Source organism: Streptomyces sp. NRRL F-4489, assembly GCF_001509485.1.
Classification (GTDB): Bacteria; Actinomycetota; Actinomycetes; order Streptomycetales; family Streptomycetaceae; genus Streptomyces.
Window position 1 is genome coordinate 1 of the sequence record NZ_LLZI01000019.1, and the last position, 18,015, is coordinate 18,015.

The window sequence follows — 18,015 nt, forward strand, 5'->3', positions numbered from 1 at the left end:
CCACCACCCCCACCAACGCCCCACCCCGATGCCCCGCCCAACGGGCCAGGTGTCTCCAGCGCTCCTAGCGTGGGCTTTCCCGCCTCCTTCCTCGCAGGGAGCCGCTAGCCATGCCTCGACGCGCAGCCCGCCCCCACCATCCCCAGCCCCGCCCGCTTCCCGGCTCCGAACGTGGCCGGCCGCTCGGCCGGGGACACGCCGAGCACGGCCCGCCGACCCGTCCGCGCAACGTGCACGGCCCGCACCCGATACCCACTCACGAACAGGGAAGCCGCGACGCGTGACCTCCACCGTCGACCCATGTGGAGCCTTGTGCACCGCCGAGCTCCACCGCCGCCGGCCGACCTGCTGCCGCCGACCCTGGCCGGACGGCCGCACTCCGACCCGGCGGCCGTCCTCGACCCGGCGCCCGCGCCCCGACCCGAGGCGTCACGACCCAGCGCCCGCACCCTGACCCGAGGCGTCACGACCCGGCGCCCGCACCCTGGCTCGAAGGCCGTCCGTCCCCTGCTCCAACGGCCGCGCCCCGCCCTAACGGTCGAGCCCTGGCCCACGCCCGTCCGACGCCTGACGCTGCGACCTCAACCCCGCACTGCCCACCCCCAAAGCGACCCCGAGCACAGCCCACAGGCCCCAGCCCCCCCTGCTCTCTCCCGGGCTCCGGCGCACCAGCACCACGTATCCGCACCCGGCATGCGCTGGTCACCGACTCACCCAGCCCAGTTCGGCCCAGCCCGGCCAGTCCGGCCCAGTCCCCGCCCCAATCCACCCCCTCCGGGTCTGACCGGGCCCGGCCGTTCTCCAGGCGGCTGACAGAAGAGCTTCCGTGTGACGGAGCGAGGCCGTGACCGCAGGCCCTGCCCTCCGTCTCTCGCCGGGCCCCGCCCGTACTCTGGACGGGTGAGCACCAACCCCGACCCAGCCCCCCATTCCGGCTCTCAGCCCGCCCCCGATCTCGCCACCGAGACCGAGGTCGAGGCCGAGGCCCGGACCGAGGCCGACACCGAGCCCGAGACGGATACCGACCAGGCGTCCCCCACCCAGCCCCTCGCGCCCCCCGCTACCCGGGCGCCGCAGCCCCGGGGCGGGAGCGCCGCCGCGGCGCTGATCTTCGATGATCCGTTGAGCCAGCGGTCCGCCGATGACACCGATCGCGGCTGGGGCGAGCGGCCCGGGGGCGGCGACAGCGCCGCCGATCTCGCGCGCTTCCTCGACGAAAAGCCGCCCCATCACCTCTGATCCGAGCGAGGCGAAGGGGCGGCGTGTGCCGGCCGGTGCGCCCGCTACTGCTGGGACTTCTGGCTGATGATGGCCGCCGCGGCCGCACCCGGCGCGGCGGAGGTGCCGTTGCGCTGGGCGATCAGCGCGTCGCGGATCTCGGTGAGCAGTTCGATCTCGGTGGGTGCCGCGGGGCCGTCCTCCACGGCCTTCTTCGCGTCCTGCCGGGCCTTCCACTTGTTCATCGGCAGGATCATGAGGAAGTAGACGACCCCCGCCGTGATCAGGAACGTCAGTGCCGCGCTGAGCACCGAGCCCCACAGGATGTAGATCCCGTCCACGTACTGGCCGGTCTTCTTGTCCACCGCGCAGGTGGTCAGGCAGGTCTGGTAGTTGTCGAGGTTCTGCGAGCCGAAGGCACCGACGATCGGGTTGATGACGCCCTTGACCACCGCGTTGACGATGTTGGTGAACGCCGCACCGACGACGACCGCCACCGCGAGTTCGATGACGTTGCCACGCATCAGGAATTCCTTGAATCCCTGGAGGACGCTCTTGCTCTCGCCCTTTTTCCCGCTCACCTGACAGCCTCTTTCCACGCTTGCTCTGGACGGTGCACCGACAATCAGCACCGCAACTTACGGCAGGGCGGGGCGGGGGTGTCCAATCACGCGACACGAACCGGGGAGCGACCAGAGCGCCAGTACGGATACCGGTACGCATATCCGTACAGATGCCAGGTGGTGCGCTGTGAATGCCACAGGCGCTGCCGAACAGGGTGCGCCCCCAGCGAGCCGATCCCGGCCCTCGCCCGGCCGCGCCGACCGGGGCGGAAGCCACGGAAGCCGTCGGAACAACGGAAGCCGCGAGCACAACGGCGACCGTGGAAAACACGAGCTGCCCGGACTGTCCCGGAGGACGGTCGCTCGGCCCGCTGAACGGGCCGTTCGCGGTGGTGATGGATGCGGCGGTGCCGATAGCGGCGTCGGTATCGGCGGCGCGGGCGCGCCTCCGCGGGAGGTGCCCGGCAGGTGCCCCGCCACCCGGAGAAGTGTTCCGTGCCGGGCCGCGGGACGCCACTCGATCTTGGCGCTGGACGAGGAGAGCGGTCATTGTCATCGCTCCCCGGCAGACGGTGCGGCGGGGCAGGCGGACGGGGGCGGTCCGGCGCGTAAGGGGGCGTCCGACAGGCCCGTGGCCAGCGCTGCTGCGGCCGCCGCGAGGGCCGCGGCGAGCAGGCGGCGGCGGGTCGGTCCGCGCCGGCGGGCGCGGAGGCCGCCGATGAGGATGGGGGCGAAGTGCGGCACTTCACATCGCGGGGGAGTGGGGAGGGAGGGGACAGGGGAGGGCATGGTCGTCACCGCCTGAGGTACGGAAGCGGGCCCGCCGTTCGGACCCGGCGATCACCACCGTGCCGCATTCCGCCGCCGCTCGCTCCGGCCTGTGGACAACCTCGCGGCTGTGGAAAACTCCGTCACCCGCCAGGGTGGGGACGGCGACCACCGGCCTGCCGCGCGAGGCCCCCGGCCGCTCCTCCCGCACGACGCCCCAGGCGTCCCTCCCGCCCCCCTCCCGCACGAGGCCGGAGGTGCCCCACAAGCCCCACCCGCCGCACGAGGCCCCCCCCGCCCCTACGGCAGCTCGATCCCCAGGTCCCAGCCCTGATGGGCGTCCGTGCACAGGCAGCTGCGTTCGGTGGTGGCGGGAAGGGCGGCGACGGTGTCGAAGAGGACTTCGCGGAGGCGGCCGATGTTCGCGCCGAAGACCTTCAGGACCTCGTCGTGCGAGACGCCGTCACCGGTCTCGGTGCCCGCGTCCAGGTCGGTGACCAGGGTCAGCGAGGTGTAGCAGAGGCTCAGCTCGCGGGCGAGGACGGCTTCGGGGTGGCCGGTCATGCCGACCACCGACCAGCCCTGGGCGGCGTGCCAGCGGGACTCGGCCCGGGTGGAGAAGCGCGGCCCCTCGATGACCACCAGGGTGCCGCCGTCGACCGCTTCCCAGTCGCGGCCGCGGGCGGCGGCGAGGGCGGCCCGGCGGCCGGTGGGGCAGTACGGGTCGGCGAACGTGAGGTGGACGACGTTGGGGACGCTGCCGTCGGGGCGCGGTTCGCCGTCGAAGTACGTCTGGACGCGGGACTTGGTGCGGTCCACCAGCTGGTCGGGGACGAGCAGGGTGCCGGGCCCGTACTCCGGGCGCAGCCCGCCGACCGCGCACGGGCCGAGTACCTGGCGGACGCCCACGGACCGCAGGGCCCAGAGGTTGGCGCGGTAGTTGATGCGGTGCGGCGGGAGGTGGTGGCCGCGGCCGTGCCGGGGCAGGAACGCCACCGAGCGGCCGGCGATCTCCCCGAGGAACAGCGAGTCGCTGGGGCTCCCGTAGGGCGTGTCCACCGTGATCTCGGTCACGTCGTCGAGGAAGGAGTAGAACCCCGAGCCGCCGATTACGCCAATCTCCGCGTCAGCCATGCGATCACACTAGCGGGGCACGGGGCGGGCCCGCCGAGGGCCTGCGTGATCGGGAGGGGGGCCCGCCGGTCGCCGCCCGGCCCGGCGCCTGAGCGAGCACCGAAACCCGCGGGCCCCGGACCGCGGCCCCGGATCGCCGCACCCGCCCCCGCCCCGCCCCGGATACGCGTCAGGCCCCGCCCTCCCGTAGGAGAGGCGGGGCCCGAAGAGTCCGCTGGTGGCAGCCGCGAGTCCGCTGGTGGCGGCCGCCCGGATCAGGCAGCCGAGCCGGCGCTCGCCGCCGCCGTCGACTTGCTGTCCGACGAGGACGAGGAGGTGGACGACGACGAGGTCGAGGTCGACGCGGACGACGACGAAGAAGAGGAGGTCGACGTCGAGGACGAGGACGACGACGGGGTGCTGCTGGACGACGAGCCGCGGCTGTCGTTGCGGTAGAAGCCCGAGCCCTTGAAGACGATGCCGACCGCCGAGAACACCTTCTTGAGGCGGCCGTTGCAGCTGGGGCACTCGGTGAGCGCGTCGTCGGTGAACTTCTGCACGGCCTCAAGGCCCTCGCCGCACGCGGTGCACTGGTACTGGTAGGTCGGCACTTGACTTCCTCCTGGCACTCTCACTCATTGAGTGCTAACGACGCTCCATATTGCAGTATTCCGGCGCGCCAGTCCACCGTGAACGCCCCAACGGTGACCGACTCCACGCCGGAACCGGGGCGGTCGGTCACCGCCCCGGGACGGCTCAGGCGTGGCTCAGCTGCCGCTCGCGCTCGTCGTCGGCGGCGTGCCCGGAGGCGGCGCCGGCGTCCGCCGTCCCGGTGGTGCCCGGTGCCCCGGCGACCACCTTGGCGGTGCGGGGAGCCAGCCGGGAGCGCAGGGTGAGCAGGACCAGCAGGGCCAGGGCGGTCCCGGCCAGCGGCACCAGGAAGCCGGAGCTGGGGCCGAAGCGGTCGGCGAGCTGGCCGGCGGAGGTGGCCGCGGCGGCCTGGCCCAGCGCGACCGCGCCGGTCAGCCAGGTGAACGCCTCGGTCCGGGCGGCGGCCGGGACCAGGGACTCCACGAGGGTGTAGCCGGTGATCAGCGCCGGCGCGATGCACAGGCCGACGACCAGGCCGGCGGCGCCCAGCAGCGGGATCGCGGTGATCGCCCACAGCGGGGTGGTGGCCAGCGCCAGCAGGCCGTAGGCGACCAGCAGGCGGCGGCGCGGGCCGACCTTCCAGGCGATCGCGCCGCAGGCGACACCGGCGAGCATGTTGCCGCCGGCGAAGATCCCGTAGAGGACGCCGTTGATGCCGGGCTGGCCGATGTGCTCGGTGAGCGCGGTCAGCGAGACCTGCATACCGCCGAAGACCGAGCCGATGCCCAGGAACGCGACGATCAGGACGCGGACACCGGGGACGGACAGGGCCGAGACGCGCGGGCGGTCCGCGGCGCTCTCCCGGTGGACGGGCGGCTGGGTGCGCCGCTGGGAGGCGAACAGCAGCCCGCCGGCCAGGGAGAGCGCGGCCTCGGCCACCAAGCCGGCGGCCGGGTGGATGCCGGTGCACAGCGCGGTCGCCAGCACCGGGCCGACGACGAAGGTGAACTCGTCGGTGACCGATTCGAAGGCGGCGGCGGTGGGCATCAGCGGGCTGCCGCCCAGCTTCGCCGCCCACCGGGCGCGCACCATCGGGCCGACCTGGGGCGTCGAGGCGCCCGTGGGGACGGCGACGGCGAGCAGCGCCCACAGGGGCGCGTGGGCCAGGGCCAGGGTGATCAGGGCGCAGACGCCGGCGACGTGCACCAGGACGCCGGGGAGCAGCACGGCGCGCTGGCCGAACCGGTCGGCGAGCTTGCCGCTCTGGGGGGCGAACAGGGCCATCGAGACACCGGTGGCGGCGGAGACCACGCCGGCGGTGCCGTAGGAGCCGGTGGTGGACTGGACGAGCAGCACGATGCCGATGGTCAGCATGGCGAACGGCTGCCGGGCCAGGAACCCTGGCAGGAGGAAGGTCCACGCACCAGGGGTGCGGAGCAGTTGTCCGTAACCGGGACGGGATTGCTTGACCGCGGATGCCACGGCCGGGCCTTTCTGCTGCCTGGTAGCGCTGCCCCGAGAGATCGTCGCGGGTGCGCGCCGAGAGCTGTCCTCTCGCGCAGGACCGAGTGATACCGCGTGGTCCGCACCGGGAAGGTGGCTGCGTGTGGCAGGGGACCGCGGCCGCCGAGCGGTCGCGCCAGCTCTGCGTCAGGCAGAGTTGGTTCGTGATCCGTACAAATTTCCCTCTTGATTATACAGGTCGGACCCCGTGAAGCCCTGGGATTAACCAGGGCTTCACCGGGATTTCCTTGGTATCCGTGGAGAGATAGCGCACATTCGGCGCCAGGACGGGCAAGGCGGGCCACCGGGCCGGACGAGCCGGGCCGCCCCGCGGCCTCACCCCGCCCCGCGCCGCCGTTCCGGCCGCTCCCGTCGCTCTTCCGCCCCGCCGGTCCCCAGCCAGCCGGCCAGCTTGCCGCCCTGGGAGACCGCCTGGAGCCGCCGCTCGGCCGCGTCCCGCACCGGGTCGGTGGCCACCACCAGCAGCTCGTCGCCGCGCCGCAGCACCGTGCTGGGGGAGGGTACGAAGCTGGTGCCGTCCCGGACGACGAGGGTGACCGCGGCGCCCGCCGGCATCCGCAGCTCGCCGACCTCGACACCGTGCATACGGGACGCGGGGCCTATCGACGTGGACAGCAGATGTCCGCGCAGCCGCTCCAGCGGGGCCGACTCGATGCCCAGGTCGGCGGCCTCCTCGCCGTCGCCGAGCCGCAGCCGCCGGGCCAGCCACGGCAGCGTCGGGCCCTGGATGAGGGTGTAGACGACGACGAGGACGAAGACGATGTTGAAGACCGTCTCGCTGCCGGGGACGTCGGTGACCATCGGGATGGTCGCCAGCACGATCGGCACCGCGCCGCGCAGCCCGGCCCAGGACAGCAGCGTCTTCTCCTGCCACGGCACCCGGAACGGCAGCAGCGAGGCGAAGACCGACACCGGGCGGGCGACCAGCGTCAGGATCATGCCGATGAGGAGGGCCGGCACGATGTCGTCGAGGAGGTTGTGCGGGGTGACCAGCAGGCCGAGCAGGACGAACATGCCGATCTGGCCGATCCAGCCGACCCCCTCGGCGAAGCCGCGGGTGGCCGGGGCGTGCGGCAGCTTGGCGTTGCCGAGGATGACCGCGGCCAGATAGACGGCGAGGAAGCCCGAGCCGTGCGCCAGCGCGCCGGCGGCGTACGCGGAGACCGCGATCGCCATCACCGCGATCGGGTAGAGGCCGGACGCGGGCAGCGCGACATGCCGCATGCCGTACGCGCCGAGCCAGCCGATGGCCACGCCGATCGCGGCGCCGATGGCCAGCTCCAGCGCGATCTTGCCGAGCAGGACGTACCAGTGCTCTATCGGGCCGGCGGCGGAGAAGGCCACCACGAGAATGACCACGGGGGCGTCGTTGAAGCCGGACTCGGCCTCCAGCACACCCGTCAGCCGGGACGGCAGCGGCACGCTCCGCAGTACGGAGAAGACCGCCGCGGCGTCCGTGGACGAGACCACCGCGCCGATCAGCAGCGCCTGGCGCCAGTCGAGCCCGGCGAGGTAGTGCGCACCGGCCGCGGTGACCCCCACGCTCACCGCGACGCCGACCGTCGAGAGCACCGCGGCCCTGGGCAGGGCCGGTTTTATCTCTTTCCACTTGGTGCCCAGGCCGCCCTCGGCCAGGATCACCACCAGGGCGGCGTAGCCGAGGAGTTGGGTCAGCTCGGCGTTGTCGAAGACGACGCCGCCGATGCCGTCCTGCCCTATCGCGATGCCTATCCCCAGGTAGATGAGCAGGCTGGGGAGCCCGCTGCGCGAGGAGACGCGTACTGCCGCGACGGCGATGAGCAGTACGAGTGAGCAGACCAGCAGGAGTTCGTTGAGGTGTTCGACAGTCAGGGGCTGATCCTTCCTCGCACTGGTCCGGCCAAGCGGTCCTTACCGTATCTAGTTACTGACCCTAACAATTTACCATTGCTTGAAAGTTTTATGTGCTCGGTGATGACTCCGCGTAGGGGTCGTCAAACCGGTGCGCCTATGGTTGCTCCAGCACTCCCACCCTGCCCCTCGAAGGACAGAGATGCCCGCCAACAAGTCCGGTCCAGCCCCCAAAAAGAAGAAGGGGCGGCGCGGCCGCCTCGTCGCGCTCACGGTCGTGCTGCTGCTCGTGGCGGGCATCGGCTTCGGCGCGTACTGGGGTGTGAGCACCGTCCGCGCCTCCTTCCCCGAGACCACCGGATCGCTCAAACTCCCGGGCCTGACCGACCCGGTGGACGTCATCCGCGACGCCAACGGCATCCCGCAGATCTACGCCGACACCGACGAGGACCTCTTCCGCGCCCAGGGCTACGTGCAGGCGCAGGACCGCTTCTGGGAGATGGACGTCCGGCGCCACATGACGGCCGGGCGGCTCTCCGAGATGTTCGGCAAGAGCCAGATCAAGACCGATGAGTTCCTGCGCACCCTCGGCTGGCACGAGGTGGCGCAGAAGGAATACGACACCAAGCTCTCGCCCAGCACGAAGAAATACCTTCAGGCGTACTCCGCCGGTGTCAACGCCTACCTCAAGGACCACCAGGGCTCCGCGCTGTCCGTGGAGTACGCGGCGCTCGGCCTCACCAACGACTACAAGCCCGAGCAGTGGACCCCGGCGGACTCGGTGGCCTGGCTCAAGGCGATGGCCTGGGACCTGCGCGGCAACATGCAGGACGAGATCGACCGGGCCCTGATGACCAGCCGCTTCACCCCGGCCCAGATCGCCGAGCTCTACCCGTCCTACCCGTACCAGCGGAACCGGCCGATCGTGGACGGCGGCAGCGTCGACCCGGCCACCAAGGAGTTCGACCCCAAGGGCACGCCCACCGCGAACGGCGGCACCACCACCGCCCGGACCCCGCGCGGTGCCGCGAACGGACTCCGCAGCCAGCTCTCCTCGCTGTCCAAGAGCCTCGACTCCGTCCCCGCGCTGCTCGGCCCGAACGGCAACGGCATCGGCTCCAACTCCTGGGTCGTCTCCGGTGAGCACACCACCACCGGCAAGCCGCTGCTGGCCAACGACCCGCACCTGGCGCCCCAGATGCCCTCGCTCTGGTACCAGATGGGCCTGCACTGCCGCACCACCGGCCCGAAGTGCAGCTACGACGTGGCCGGCTTCACCTTCTCCGGCATGCCGGGCGTGATAATCGGCCACAACCAGAGCATCTCCTGGGGCATGACCAACCTCGGCGCCGACGTCACCGACCTGTACCTGGAGAAGATCAACGCCGACGGGTACCTCTTCGACGGCAAGCAGCAGCCCTTCCTCACCCGCCAGGAGACCATCAAGGTCGCCGGCGGGGACAGCCGCAAGATCACCGTCCGGTCCACCAACAACGGCCCGATCGTCTCCGACCGCGACGACGAACTGACCAACGTCGGCAAGGACGCCCCGGTCGCCGACGGCGCCCCCGACCGCGGCGACGGCTACGCGGTCTCCCTGCGCTGGACGGCGCTGGAGCCCGGCAAGTCCATGGACGCCGTCTTCGAACTCAACCGCGCCCAGGACTGGACCGCCTTCCGCAAGGCCGCGGCCGACTTCGAGGTCCCCTCGCAGAACCTCATCTACGCCGACACCAAGGGCAACATCGGCTACCAGGCCCCGGGGAAGATCCCGGTCCGCGGCAAGGGCGACGGCACCTACCCGGCCCCCGGCTGGGACCCCGCCTACCAGTGGAAGAGCTACATCCCGCAGAGCGCGCTGCCGTACGAGTACAACCCCAAGCGCGGCTACATCGTCACCGCCAACCAGGCCGTCACCGACGCCAAGTACCCGTACCTGCTCACCAAGGACTGGGGCTACGGCGCCCGCAGCCAGCGGATCAACGACCTGATCGAGTCCAAGATCAAGGACGGCGGCAAGGTCTCCACCGACGATATGCAGACCTTCCAGAAGGACAACAGCAGCGAGATCGCCCGGCTGCTCACGCCCTATCTGACGAAGATCGACATCAAGGACAAGTACGTCCGCGACGCCCAGCAGCTGCTCAACGGCTGGGACTTCACCCAGGAGCCCGACTCCGCCGCGGCCGCCTACTTCAACGCCGTCTGGCGCAACACCCTCAAGCTCGCCTTCGGCAACAAGATGCCCAAGGAACTGCGCGTCCAGGGCCAGTGCCTCTACGTCCGCCCGGCCGGCGACACCGGCCCGGCCGACGAGAACAACAAGCTCGTCCGCGAATGCGGTGAGCGGTCCGGCGACACCGCCCAGCCCGACGGCGGCGACCGCTGGTACGAGGTGGTCCGGAACATCCTGGACGACCCCAACAACGCGTGGTGGAAGACCGAGGACCGGCCCGGCCACCCCGGCCTGAAGAACCGCGACCAGCTCCTCGCGCAGGCCATGAGGGACGCCCGCTACGAGCTGACCTCCAAGCTCGGCAAGAACATCGACCACTGGGCCTGGGGCCGGCTGCACCAGATGGACCTGAAGAACCAGACCCTCGGCAAGGAGGGCCCGGGCTTCCTCCAGGACCTCCTCAACCGCGGGCCCTGGAACCTCGGCGGCGGTGAGGCCGCGGTCGACGCCACCGGCTGGAACGCCTCCGGCGGCTACAAGGTCACCTGGGTCCCGTCCATGCGGATGGTGGTCAACCTCGCCGACCTCGACAAGTCCCGCTGGATCAACCTCACCGGCGCCTCCGGGCACGCCTACCACGCCCACTACTACGACCAGACCGACAAGTGGGCCAAGGGCGAGCTGCTGCCCTGGGCGTTCAGCGAGGACGCCGTGAAGAAGGCCGGCAAGGACACGCTCACGCTGTCGCCGTAGCGGCCGGGGGCGCCGCCCCCTCACCGCACCTCGTCACCGCGTCGGGCGGGCCGGACACCACCGGCCCGCCCGACGCCGTTTCACGTGAAACATCCGTTCGGTGCGGTGTTTCACGTGAAACATCCCCGCCGCGCACCGTTTCGCGTGAAACACCCACCCGGCGGCGTTTCACGTGAAACACCGGCCCGGTGCCGTTTCACGTGAAACACCGGCCCTCGGCCGCCGCTCGGCCGGTCAGTGGTGGAAGCGGTGCACCCCCGACGGCGTCAGCGCCGCGTGCACCCTGCGGTCGTGCGGTTCGGCCGGCACCGCCTCCACCACCTCGTCGTCGTGGAGCAGCACCACCAGCGCCGTCCGCCGCCCCGACCGCTCCAGCCGCGCCAGCACCCGGTCGTACGAACCGCCGCCCCGGCCCAGCCGCAGCCCCGTCCGGTCCACCGCCAGCCCCGGCAGCAGCACCACATCCGCCTCGGTCACCGCCTCCGGCGTCAGCCGCGGCCCGGCCGGCTCGCGCAGCCCCCAGCCCGCCGGAACCAGCCGCTCGGGCCCTTCGTATACGGCCCAGTCGAGATCGTTGTCCGGCAGCAGCACCGGCAGCAGCACCCGCACCCCGGCCGCCCGCAGCTCCTCCAGCAGCGCCCCGGTGTCCGGCTCCCCGCCGATCGACACATACGCCGCGACGGTCCGCGCCGGACCCTCCCGCAGCGCCGCCGCCAGCTCGTCCAGCTCCCGCGCGCGCCGCGCCAGCGCGACACCCCGGGCCGCCACGACATCGGGCGGCAACGCCCGCCTCACCTCCAGGAGACCCCGCCGCAACCTGCGCTTTTCCTCGTGCTCACGGCTCACCGCCGGATCCCTTCGTGCTCGCCCGATCTCGTGACCGGACCCTCATCATCGGCTCATCCGCGCCGGTTAGGGTGTCGCGCATGACCGCATCGCATGGACGGATCAGCAAGGCTGTCATCCCGGCGGCAGGGCTCGGCACCCGCTTCCTGCCGGCGACCAAGGCCACCCCCAAGGAGATGCTGCCGGTCGTCGACAAGCCCGCCATCCAGTACGTGGTGGAGGAGGCGGCGGCGGCCGGGCTCACCGACGTCCTGATGGTGACCGGACGCAACAAGCGCCCGCTGGAGGACCACTTCGACCGCAACTACGAGCTGGAGGAGGCCCTGAACCGCAAGGGCGACGGCTCCCGGCTCGCCCGGGTCCAGGAGTCCAGCGACCTCGCCACCATCCACTACGTCCGCCAGGGCGACCCGCGCGGCCTCGGCCACGCCGTGCTGTGCGCCGCGCCGCACGTCGGCGACCAGCCCTTCGCGGTCCTCCTCGGCGACGACCTCATCGACCCCCGCGACCCGCTGCTGCGCCGGATGATCGAGGTCCGCGAGGAGTACGGCGGCTCGGTCGTCGCCCTGATGGAGGTCGACCCGGCCAGCATCGGCCTCTACGGCTGCGCGGCCGCCGCCCCCACCGGCGACGACGATGTCGTCACCGTCTCCGACCTCGTTGAGAAGCCCGAGCCCGCCGAGGCGCCCAGCAACCTCGCCATCATCGGCCGCTACGTCCTCGACCCGGCCGTCTTCGAGGTGCTGCGCAAGACCGCCCCCGGCCGCGGCGGCGAGATCCAGCTCACCGACGCCCTCCAGGAACTCGCCGCCCACCCCGAGCTGGGCGGCCCCGTGCACGGTGTGGTCTTCAAGGGCCGCCGCTATGACACCGGGGACCGCGGAGACTATCTGCGTGCCATTGTCAGACTGGCATGCGAACGTGAGGACCTGGGCCCCGACTTCCGGGCCTGGCTGCGCAGTTACGTCACCGAGGAGATGTAGGACGTTGAACGGCACCACCGGCCAGACCACCCCACCGGACCGCGTCTGGTCGGTGGCCGAGCACCTGGACGACATCCTGGCGGCGCTTCGCCCGCCGGCCCCCGTCGCCCGCCCCCTCCTCGACGCCCAGGGCTGCGTCCTGGCCGGCGACGTCACCGTCCCGCTGCCGCTGCCGCCGTTCGACAACAGCTCCATGGACGGCTACGCGGTCCGCGCCGCCGACGTCGCCGGCGCCACCGAGGACGCCCCGGCCACCCTCACCGTCATCGGCGACATCGCCGCCGGCAGCGGCACCCTGCCCGCCGTCGGCCCCGGCCAGGCCGCCCGCATCATGACCGGCGCCCCGCTGCCGCCCGGCGCCGAGGCCGTGGTCCCTGTCGAATGGACCGACGGCGGCACGGGCCAGGGACCGGCCGCCGCGATGCGCGCCCGCAGCGCCGCCCCGCAGGACGCGTCCGGCGAGGTCCGGGTGCACCGCCCGGCCGCCGCCGGCGCCCACATCCGCCGGGCCGGCAGCGACGCCCGGGCTGGCGAGCCCGCGCTGCCCGCCGGCACGGTCCTCGGCCCGTCCCAGCTCGGCCTGCTCGCCGCCCTCGGCCTGGACACCGTCACCGTCCGCCGCCGCCCCCGCGTCGTGGTGGTCTCCACCGGCAGCGAACTGGTCCAGCCCGGCGAGCCGTTGGGCCCCGGCCAGATCCACGACTCCAACAGCTTCCAGCTCACCGCCGCCGCCCGCGCGGCCGGCGCGGTCGCCTACCGCGTCGGCGCGGTCGCCGACGACGCCGCCACCCTGCGCGCCGCCCTGGAGGACCAGTACGACCGCGCCGATGTCATCGTCACCAGCGGCGGCGTCAGCGTCGGCGCGTACGACGTCGTCAAGGAGACCCTGACCGCGCTCTCCGCCGACGAGGGCCAGATGCGGTTCCGCAAGCTGGCCATGCAGCCCGGCAAACCGCAGGGCTTCGGCCTGATCGGCCCCGCCCGCATCCCGCTGCTCGCGCTGCCCGGCAACCCCGTCAGCTCGTACGTCTCCTTCGAGCTCTTCGTCCGCCCGGTCATCCGCACCCTCATGGGCCACCCCGAGGTACACCGCCCCACCGCCCGGGCCCGCGTCACCGCGCCGCTCGGCGCCTCCCCGCGCGGCAAACGGCAGTTCCTGCGCGGCTCCTACGACCCGGCCGCGGGCACCGTCACCCCCGTCGGCGGCAGCGGCTCCCACCTCATCCGCGCCATGGCCCACGCCGACGCGCTGATCGCCGTCCCCGAGGACACCACCGACGTCCCCGCCGGCGCCACCGTCGACGTCATCCCCCTCGGCCACCCGTAGCCGCCACGTCCCTTGGGCCCCCGGGCCGGCCGCGCACCGCCGACCGGGCCGGGTGCCCGCCGCGGCCCGGGGGTACGGTGTCGTCCCACAGGCGGCAGTACGGACCGGGAGAACGATGAGCAGCGGCCAGCACCACCTCACCCACCTAGACGCGGCCGGCGCGGCCCGCATGGTCGACGTCTCGGAGAAGGACGTCACCGCCCGGACCGCCCGCGCCAGCGGCCGCGTCCTGGTCTCTCCGCAGGTCATCGGCCTGCTGCGCGGCGAGGGCGTGCCCAAGGGCGACGCCCTGGCCACCGCCCGCATCGCCGGGATCATGGGCGCCAAGCGCACCCCGGACCTCATCCCGCTGTGCCACCCGCTGGACGTCTCCGGTGTGAAGGTGGACCTCGCCGTCACCGACGACGCCGTGGAGATCACCGCCACCGTCAAGACCACCGGTCGCACCGGCGTCGAGATGGAGGCGCTGACCGCCGTCTCGGTCGCCGCGCTCACCGTCGTCGACATGGTCAAGGCCGTCGACAAGGCCGCGGTCATCACCGACCTCCGCGTCGAGGAGAAGACCGGCGGCAAGTCCGGCGACTGGCGGCGCCCGTGACCCCCGCCCGCGCCCTCGTCGTCACCGCCTCCAACCGCGCCGCCGCCGGCGTCTACGAGGACAAGGGCGGCCCGCTGCTCGCCGAAGGGCTCGCCGCCATGGGCTTCACCGTCGACGGCCCCCGCGTCGTCCCCGACGGCGACCCCGTCGAGGCGGCCCTGCGCGACGCCGTCGCCGCCGGCTACGACGTCGTCCTGACCACCGGCGGCACCGGCGTCTCGCCCACCGACCGCACCCCCGAGGCCACCCGCCGGATCCTCGACTACGACGTCCCCGGCATCCCCGAGGCGATCCGCGCCGCCGGCCGCGCCAAGGTCCCCACCGCCGCGCTCTCCCGCGGCCTGGCGGGCGTCGCGGGCCGCACCCTGATCGTCAACCTCCCCGGCTCGGCCGGCGGCGTCCGCGACGGCCTGGCCGTCCTCGCCGACCTCCTGCCGCACGCCGTCGACCAGCTCCGCGGCGGCGACCACCCCAGACCCTCCGGGAGCCCCAGCTGAACACGCCCTGGCCGGTGGTCCTCACGGACGGAGAGATCACCCTCCGCCCCATAAGGCTGCGCGACCAGCGCCCCTGGCGCGAGGTCAACCGCCGCAACCGCGACTGGCTGCGCCCCTGGGAGGCGACCGTCCCGCCGCCCCCGCCCGGCGTGCCGGTGCCGCACCGCCCCACCTTCCGGCAGATGGTCCGGCACCTGCGCGCCGAGGCGCACGCCGGCCGCATGCTGCCGTTCGTCATCGAATACCGCGGCCGGCTCGCCGGCCAGCTCACCGTCGCCGGTATCACCTGGGGCTCGATGTGCTCGGGCCATATCGGTTACTGGATCGACCGGGAACTCGCCGGCCGCGGCGTCATGCCGACCGCGGTGGCGCTCGCCGTCGACCACTGTTTCCGCACCGTCGGACTGCACCGCATCGAGGTCTGCATTCGGCCGGAAAACACCCCCAGCCGGCGCGTGGTGGAGAAACTCGGCTTCCGCGCGGAAGGCATCCGCCCGCGCTACCTCCACATCGACGGCGCCTGGCGCGACCACGCCGTTTTCGCGCTGACCGCCGAAGAAGTGCCCGAAGGGCTGCTCAACCGCTGGCGCCGGCAGAAACCCGGCACCCCCGGCCGTTCCGACGCACCCCACAAATAAAAAACCTGTTCGAATTGCATCGCGGCCGGTATCGCATTCCTCACAACTCCCTCGCAACAATCACAAAAAAAGTTCGAGATATCAGCCAGATCGTGCGACACACCGGCCCAATTGGCGGATGGCCCCACGCAAACCCCTCTACCGTGTGAGTCGTGAGAAGCAGCGGCCTCATCTACGCAGTCATCGTCGGGGCCTGGGCCGCCTATCTGGTGCCGATGTGGCTCCGCAGGCAGGACGAGCTGAACGAGGCCCGTCCCACCGAGCGCTTCAGCACCGCCATCCGGCTCCTGTCCGGGCGCGCGGCCATGCAGCGCCGCTACGACCGGGAGCACGGCGCGCGCGCCACCGACGATGCCGGCGACGAGCCCGACCCGGACGCCGCGGACGGCCCCGCCGGCGCCCGGTCCTTCGGCGACCCCGCACCGGCCCCGGCGCCCACCGACGAGGCCCCCACCCGCGCCCGGACCGCCCCGCCGCGCCCCTCGCTCGCCGAGCGCACCAAGCGCGCCAAGGTCCTGGCCCGCCGCCGGCGCACCATCACCGTGCTCTTCCTCGCCTTCACCGCCGGCGCCATCGCCGCGGCCGTCGGCGGGGTGCCGTTCCTGTGGGCCCCGGCCCTGCCCGCCGTCCTCCTCACCGCGTACATCGTCTACCTGCGCGCCCAGGAGCGGCGCCGCTTCGTCTTCACCATGGACCAGCGCAAGGCGGAGGCGGCGGCGCGACGGCTGCGGGAGGGCCGCCCCCGCCCTCACGAGGCGGCCGACCAGCCGCCCGCCGACGACCACCGCCCCGACGCCCGCGCTGACGCCGACGCCCCGGCCCCCGAGCCCGCCCGCCCGGCGGCGCCCCCGCACGCCCCCGGCGCCCGCGCCCTCGTCGAGGAGACCGACCACGCCGAGTGGGTCGACCAGCAGCGCGAACGCGAGCGGCCGCGCCCCGCCGCCGGCTCCTGGGAGCCCGTCCCCGTCCCGCTGCCCACCTACGTCACCGCCCCGGTCGCCCCCCGCGCCACCAGCCACGTCGACCTCGACGCCGACGACGCCTGGAGCTCCGCCCGCTCCAGCTCCGTCCCCGAACGACCCCGCCCGCACGCCACCCCCGACCGCCCCACCCACCCCGGCCGCCGCGCCCGGGGCCGCACCCCGCTCTTCGACCAGTACGAGGACGAGGACCGCCCGCGCGCCGCGAACGAGTGACGGACGTCCCACTGACCAGCACCGGAAGCGATTTCCGGGCACGGCGAAGGGGATGCTAGAGTTTCACTCGTCGCAAGGGCCTGTGGCGCAGCTGGTAGCGCACCTCGTTCGCAACGAGGGGGTCAGGGGTTCGAGTCCCCTCAGGTCCACAGCGAAGCCCCCACCGGGGAGATCCGGTGGGGGCTTTTTTGTGCGCGTCTGAAGGGGAGTCACGCGGGTGGCCGGCAGGGGCGGCGTCGTGGTGGAGGCGGAACGCGGCGTGGCCGGGCGGTCGGTTACGCGGCTCCGGGCCGTCGAAGGGGCTCCGCCGGCTCCGGGTGTCAGTGGCAGTCGAAGCGCCAGTCCCAGGGAAGGGCGGGGCAACGGCGGCAGTGGAAGAAATAGACGCCGCCGCAGTCGGCCAGATGGATGTCGCCGGTGATGGTCAGCAGGTGCTCCATGCGGTGTCCGCGCTCGCAGTCCGGCCAGTCGGCGGGCTGCGTCCAGGCGGGCCAGCCGCCGGCCTTCGTCCCGATGATGTTGTTGTCCGGCGGCCACGTCGAGCGGTCCGCCGGCGACCGGAGATGGCGTTCCCAGGTCCGCCCCATGTCCTTGGGGAGGTCGAGGGACCTCGGATAGTCCTTCGCGGTCGTCGGGGAGACCGTGGACGGTTCCGGCATGTTGTCCTCGTCGTATTCGCCCTCGCTCGCCTCGGGGATCTCGGAGAGCAGCCCGCCGGCCAGGACCTCCGCCTCGTTGCGCCAGTACAGCCGCGGCATCACCAGGGCCCTGGGGTCCTGCTCGTGCGTCAGCGCGCACCACACCAGTTGGAAGACGTCCTTGCCCTCCGGGAACTCCAGCGCCGGCACGTCCCGGGCGAACAGCTGAAGGATCGGCACCATCGGCACCGCCCCCGGGACGACCGGGGTGTGGTCGCGCGCGTCGGGCCCGTCCGTCCAGTGGTCTTCCCGCGCGCAGTACGGCCACGGCTCGTCCGCGGGCCACAGCGGCTTGCCGCCCAGCGAGCTCTCCCGAGCGCCGGGGTCGCCGGGCTCCGGGTTGAGGAGGGTGGCTTCCCGGGCGAGGGCCGCGTACTCCGGTATCAGGGTGCGCAGATCCTTCGCGGGTGGCTCGGGGGTCGCTTCGGGCACGGGGGCTCCTCTGGCGTGCGGACGGCGTGCGGAGGCCGACTGGACGTGGCGGGGACGTTAGTGCCTGCCACTGACAATTCCGTACGCGCGTGGGGGTGGAGCGGCCCGTGCGGCGAAGCACCTGCGGGGAGGCGTTTGTTGAAGGGGGTGCAAGGTCAGGGGACGAGGTGGGAGAGGGTGTGGAGGGCGGTGGTGGGGCCGTCTTCGGTGGTGAGGTGGTGGGCGGCTTGCTGGGCGCGGGTGCGGAGGGAGGGGGTGGTGGTG

At 72.8% G+C, this 18,015-nt stretch carries 15 protein-coding genes and 1 tRNA gene; 9 read left to right on the forward strand and 7 right to left on the reverse strand.

Annotated elements, in window-relative coordinates:
- Window positions 1-900 precede the first annotated feature (900 nt).
- Window positions 901-1,239 carry a hypothetical protein gene (locus ADL22_RS03490; RefSeq protein WP_066973701.1) on the forward strand — a complete coding sequence of 113 codons (339 nt, stop codon included), beginning with the start codon at window positions 901-903 and terminating at the stop codon, window positions 1,237-1,239.
- A 44-nt stretch (window positions 1,240-1,283) separates the two neighbouring features.
- Here ADL22_RS03490 and mscL read toward each other — a convergent pair whose 3' ends face one another.
- The 5 genes from mscL to ADL22_RS03510 form a co-directional block, all read right to left on the reverse strand.
- Window positions 1,284-1,799, reverse strand: coding sequence for a large conductance mechanosensitive channel protein MscL (gene mscL, locus ADL22_RS03495; RefSeq protein WP_079063813.1), 516 nt, complete (start codon window positions 1,797-1,799; stop codon window positions 1,284-1,286).
- 1,050 nt (window positions 1,800-2,849) lie between these two features.
- A complete protein-coding gene (locus ADL22_RS03500) occupies window positions 2,850-3,683 on the reverse strand; it encodes an S-methyl-5'-thioadenosine phosphorylase (RefSeq protein ID WP_066973705.1) in 834 nt (277 codons plus the stop codon).
- Window positions 3,684-3,937: 254 nt separating this feature from the next.
- Entirely contained in the window at window positions 3,938-4,273 is a 336-nt protein-coding gene (locus ADL22_RS33505) for an FmdB family zinc ribbon protein (RefSeq protein ID WP_079063814.1), read from the reverse strand.
- 145 nt (window positions 4,274-4,418) lie between these two features.
- Window positions 4,419-5,735 (reverse strand): MFS transporter, encoded by a 1,317-nt coding sequence (locus tag ADL22_RS03505; RefSeq protein ID WP_066973706.1) that lies wholly within the window; start codon window positions 5,733-5,735, stop codon window positions 4,419-4,421.
- A gap of 357 nt (window positions 5,736-6,092) precedes the next feature.
- Window positions 6,093-7,628, reverse strand: a complete 1,536-nt coding sequence (locus tag ADL22_RS03510) for a potassium/proton antiporter (RefSeq protein WP_079063815.1) — start codon at window positions 7,626-7,628, stop codon at window positions 6,093-6,095.
- 181 nt (window positions 7,629-7,809) lie between these two features.
- Here ADL22_RS03510 and ADL22_RS03515 point away from each other — a divergent pair, with 181 nt between their 5' ends.
- The gene (locus tag ADL22_RS03515; RefSeq protein ID WP_066973710.1) at window positions 7,810-10,536 is read left to right on the forward strand and encodes a penicillin acylase family protein; all 2,727 of its coding nucleotides are present in this window, start codon (window positions 7,810-7,812) and stop codon (window positions 10,534-10,536) included.
- Between the two features lie 234 nt (window positions 10,537-10,770).
- Here ADL22_RS03515 and ADL22_RS03520 read toward each other — a convergent pair whose 3' ends face one another.
- Entirely contained in the window at window positions 10,771-11,319 is a 549-nt protein-coding gene (locus ADL22_RS03520; protein ID WP_066973712.1) for a 5-formyltetrahydrofolate cyclo-ligase, read from the reverse strand.
- A 143-nt stretch (window positions 11,320-11,462) separates the two neighbouring features.
- On the opposite strand from ADL22_RS03520, the gene galU reads away from it, so the two are divergent.
- From galU to ADL22_RS03555, 7 genes are all read left to right on the forward strand, one after another.
- Entirely contained in the window at window positions 11,463-12,365 is a 903-nt protein-coding gene (galU, locus tag ADL22_RS03525) for a UTP--glucose-1-phosphate uridylyltransferase GalU (RefSeq protein WP_066973713.1), read from the forward strand.
- A 4-nt stretch (window positions 12,366-12,369) separates the two neighbouring features.
- Complete coding sequence (gene glp / locus ADL22_RS03530; protein WP_066973715.1) at window positions 12,370-13,692, forward strand: gephyrin-like molybdotransferase Glp; 1,323 nt, start codon at window positions 12,370-12,372, stop codon at window positions 13,690-13,692.
- A 115-nt stretch (window positions 13,693-13,807) separates the two neighbouring features.
- Window positions 13,808-14,290 carry a cyclic pyranopterin monophosphate synthase MoaC gene (gene moaC, locus ADL22_RS03535; protein ID WP_066973718.1) on the forward strand — a complete coding sequence of 161 codons (483 nt, stop codon included), beginning with the start codon at window positions 13,808-13,810 and terminating at the stop codon, window positions 14,288-14,290.
- Window positions 14,287-14,787, forward strand: coding sequence for a MogA/MoaB family molybdenum cofactor biosynthesis protein (locus tag ADL22_RS03540; RefSeq protein WP_066973720.1), 501 nt, complete (start codon window positions 14,287-14,289; stop codon window positions 14,785-14,787). Before moaC ends, ADL22_RS03540 begins: the two co-directional genes overlap by 4 nt.
- Before the next feature lie 14 nt (window positions 14,788-14,801).
- Window positions 14,802-15,425, forward strand: coding sequence for a GNAT family N-acetyltransferase (locus tag ADL22_RS03545; RefSeq protein ID WP_066973722.1), 624 nt, complete (start codon window positions 14,802-14,804; stop codon window positions 15,423-15,425).
- 152 nt (window positions 15,426-15,577) lie between these two features.
- Window positions 15,578-16,621, forward strand: coding sequence for a hypothetical protein (locus ADL22_RS03550; protein ID WP_066973724.1), 1,044 nt, complete (start codon window positions 15,578-15,580; stop codon window positions 16,619-16,621).
- A 76-nt stretch (window positions 16,622-16,697) separates the two neighbouring features.
- Window positions 16,698-16,770: transfer RNA gene (locus ADL22_RS03555), tRNA-Ala, on the forward strand.
- A 171-nt stretch (window positions 16,771-16,941) separates the two neighbouring features.
- On the opposite strand, the gene ADL22_RS03560 is transcribed toward ADL22_RS03555, so the two are convergent.
- Window positions 16,942-17,751 carry a DUF1963 domain-containing protein gene (locus ADL22_RS03560; protein WP_066973726.1) on the reverse strand — a complete coding sequence of 270 codons (810 nt, stop codon included), beginning with the start codon at window positions 17,749-17,751 and terminating at the stop codon, window positions 16,942-16,944.
- Window positions 17,752-18,015: the final 264 nt, after the last annotated feature.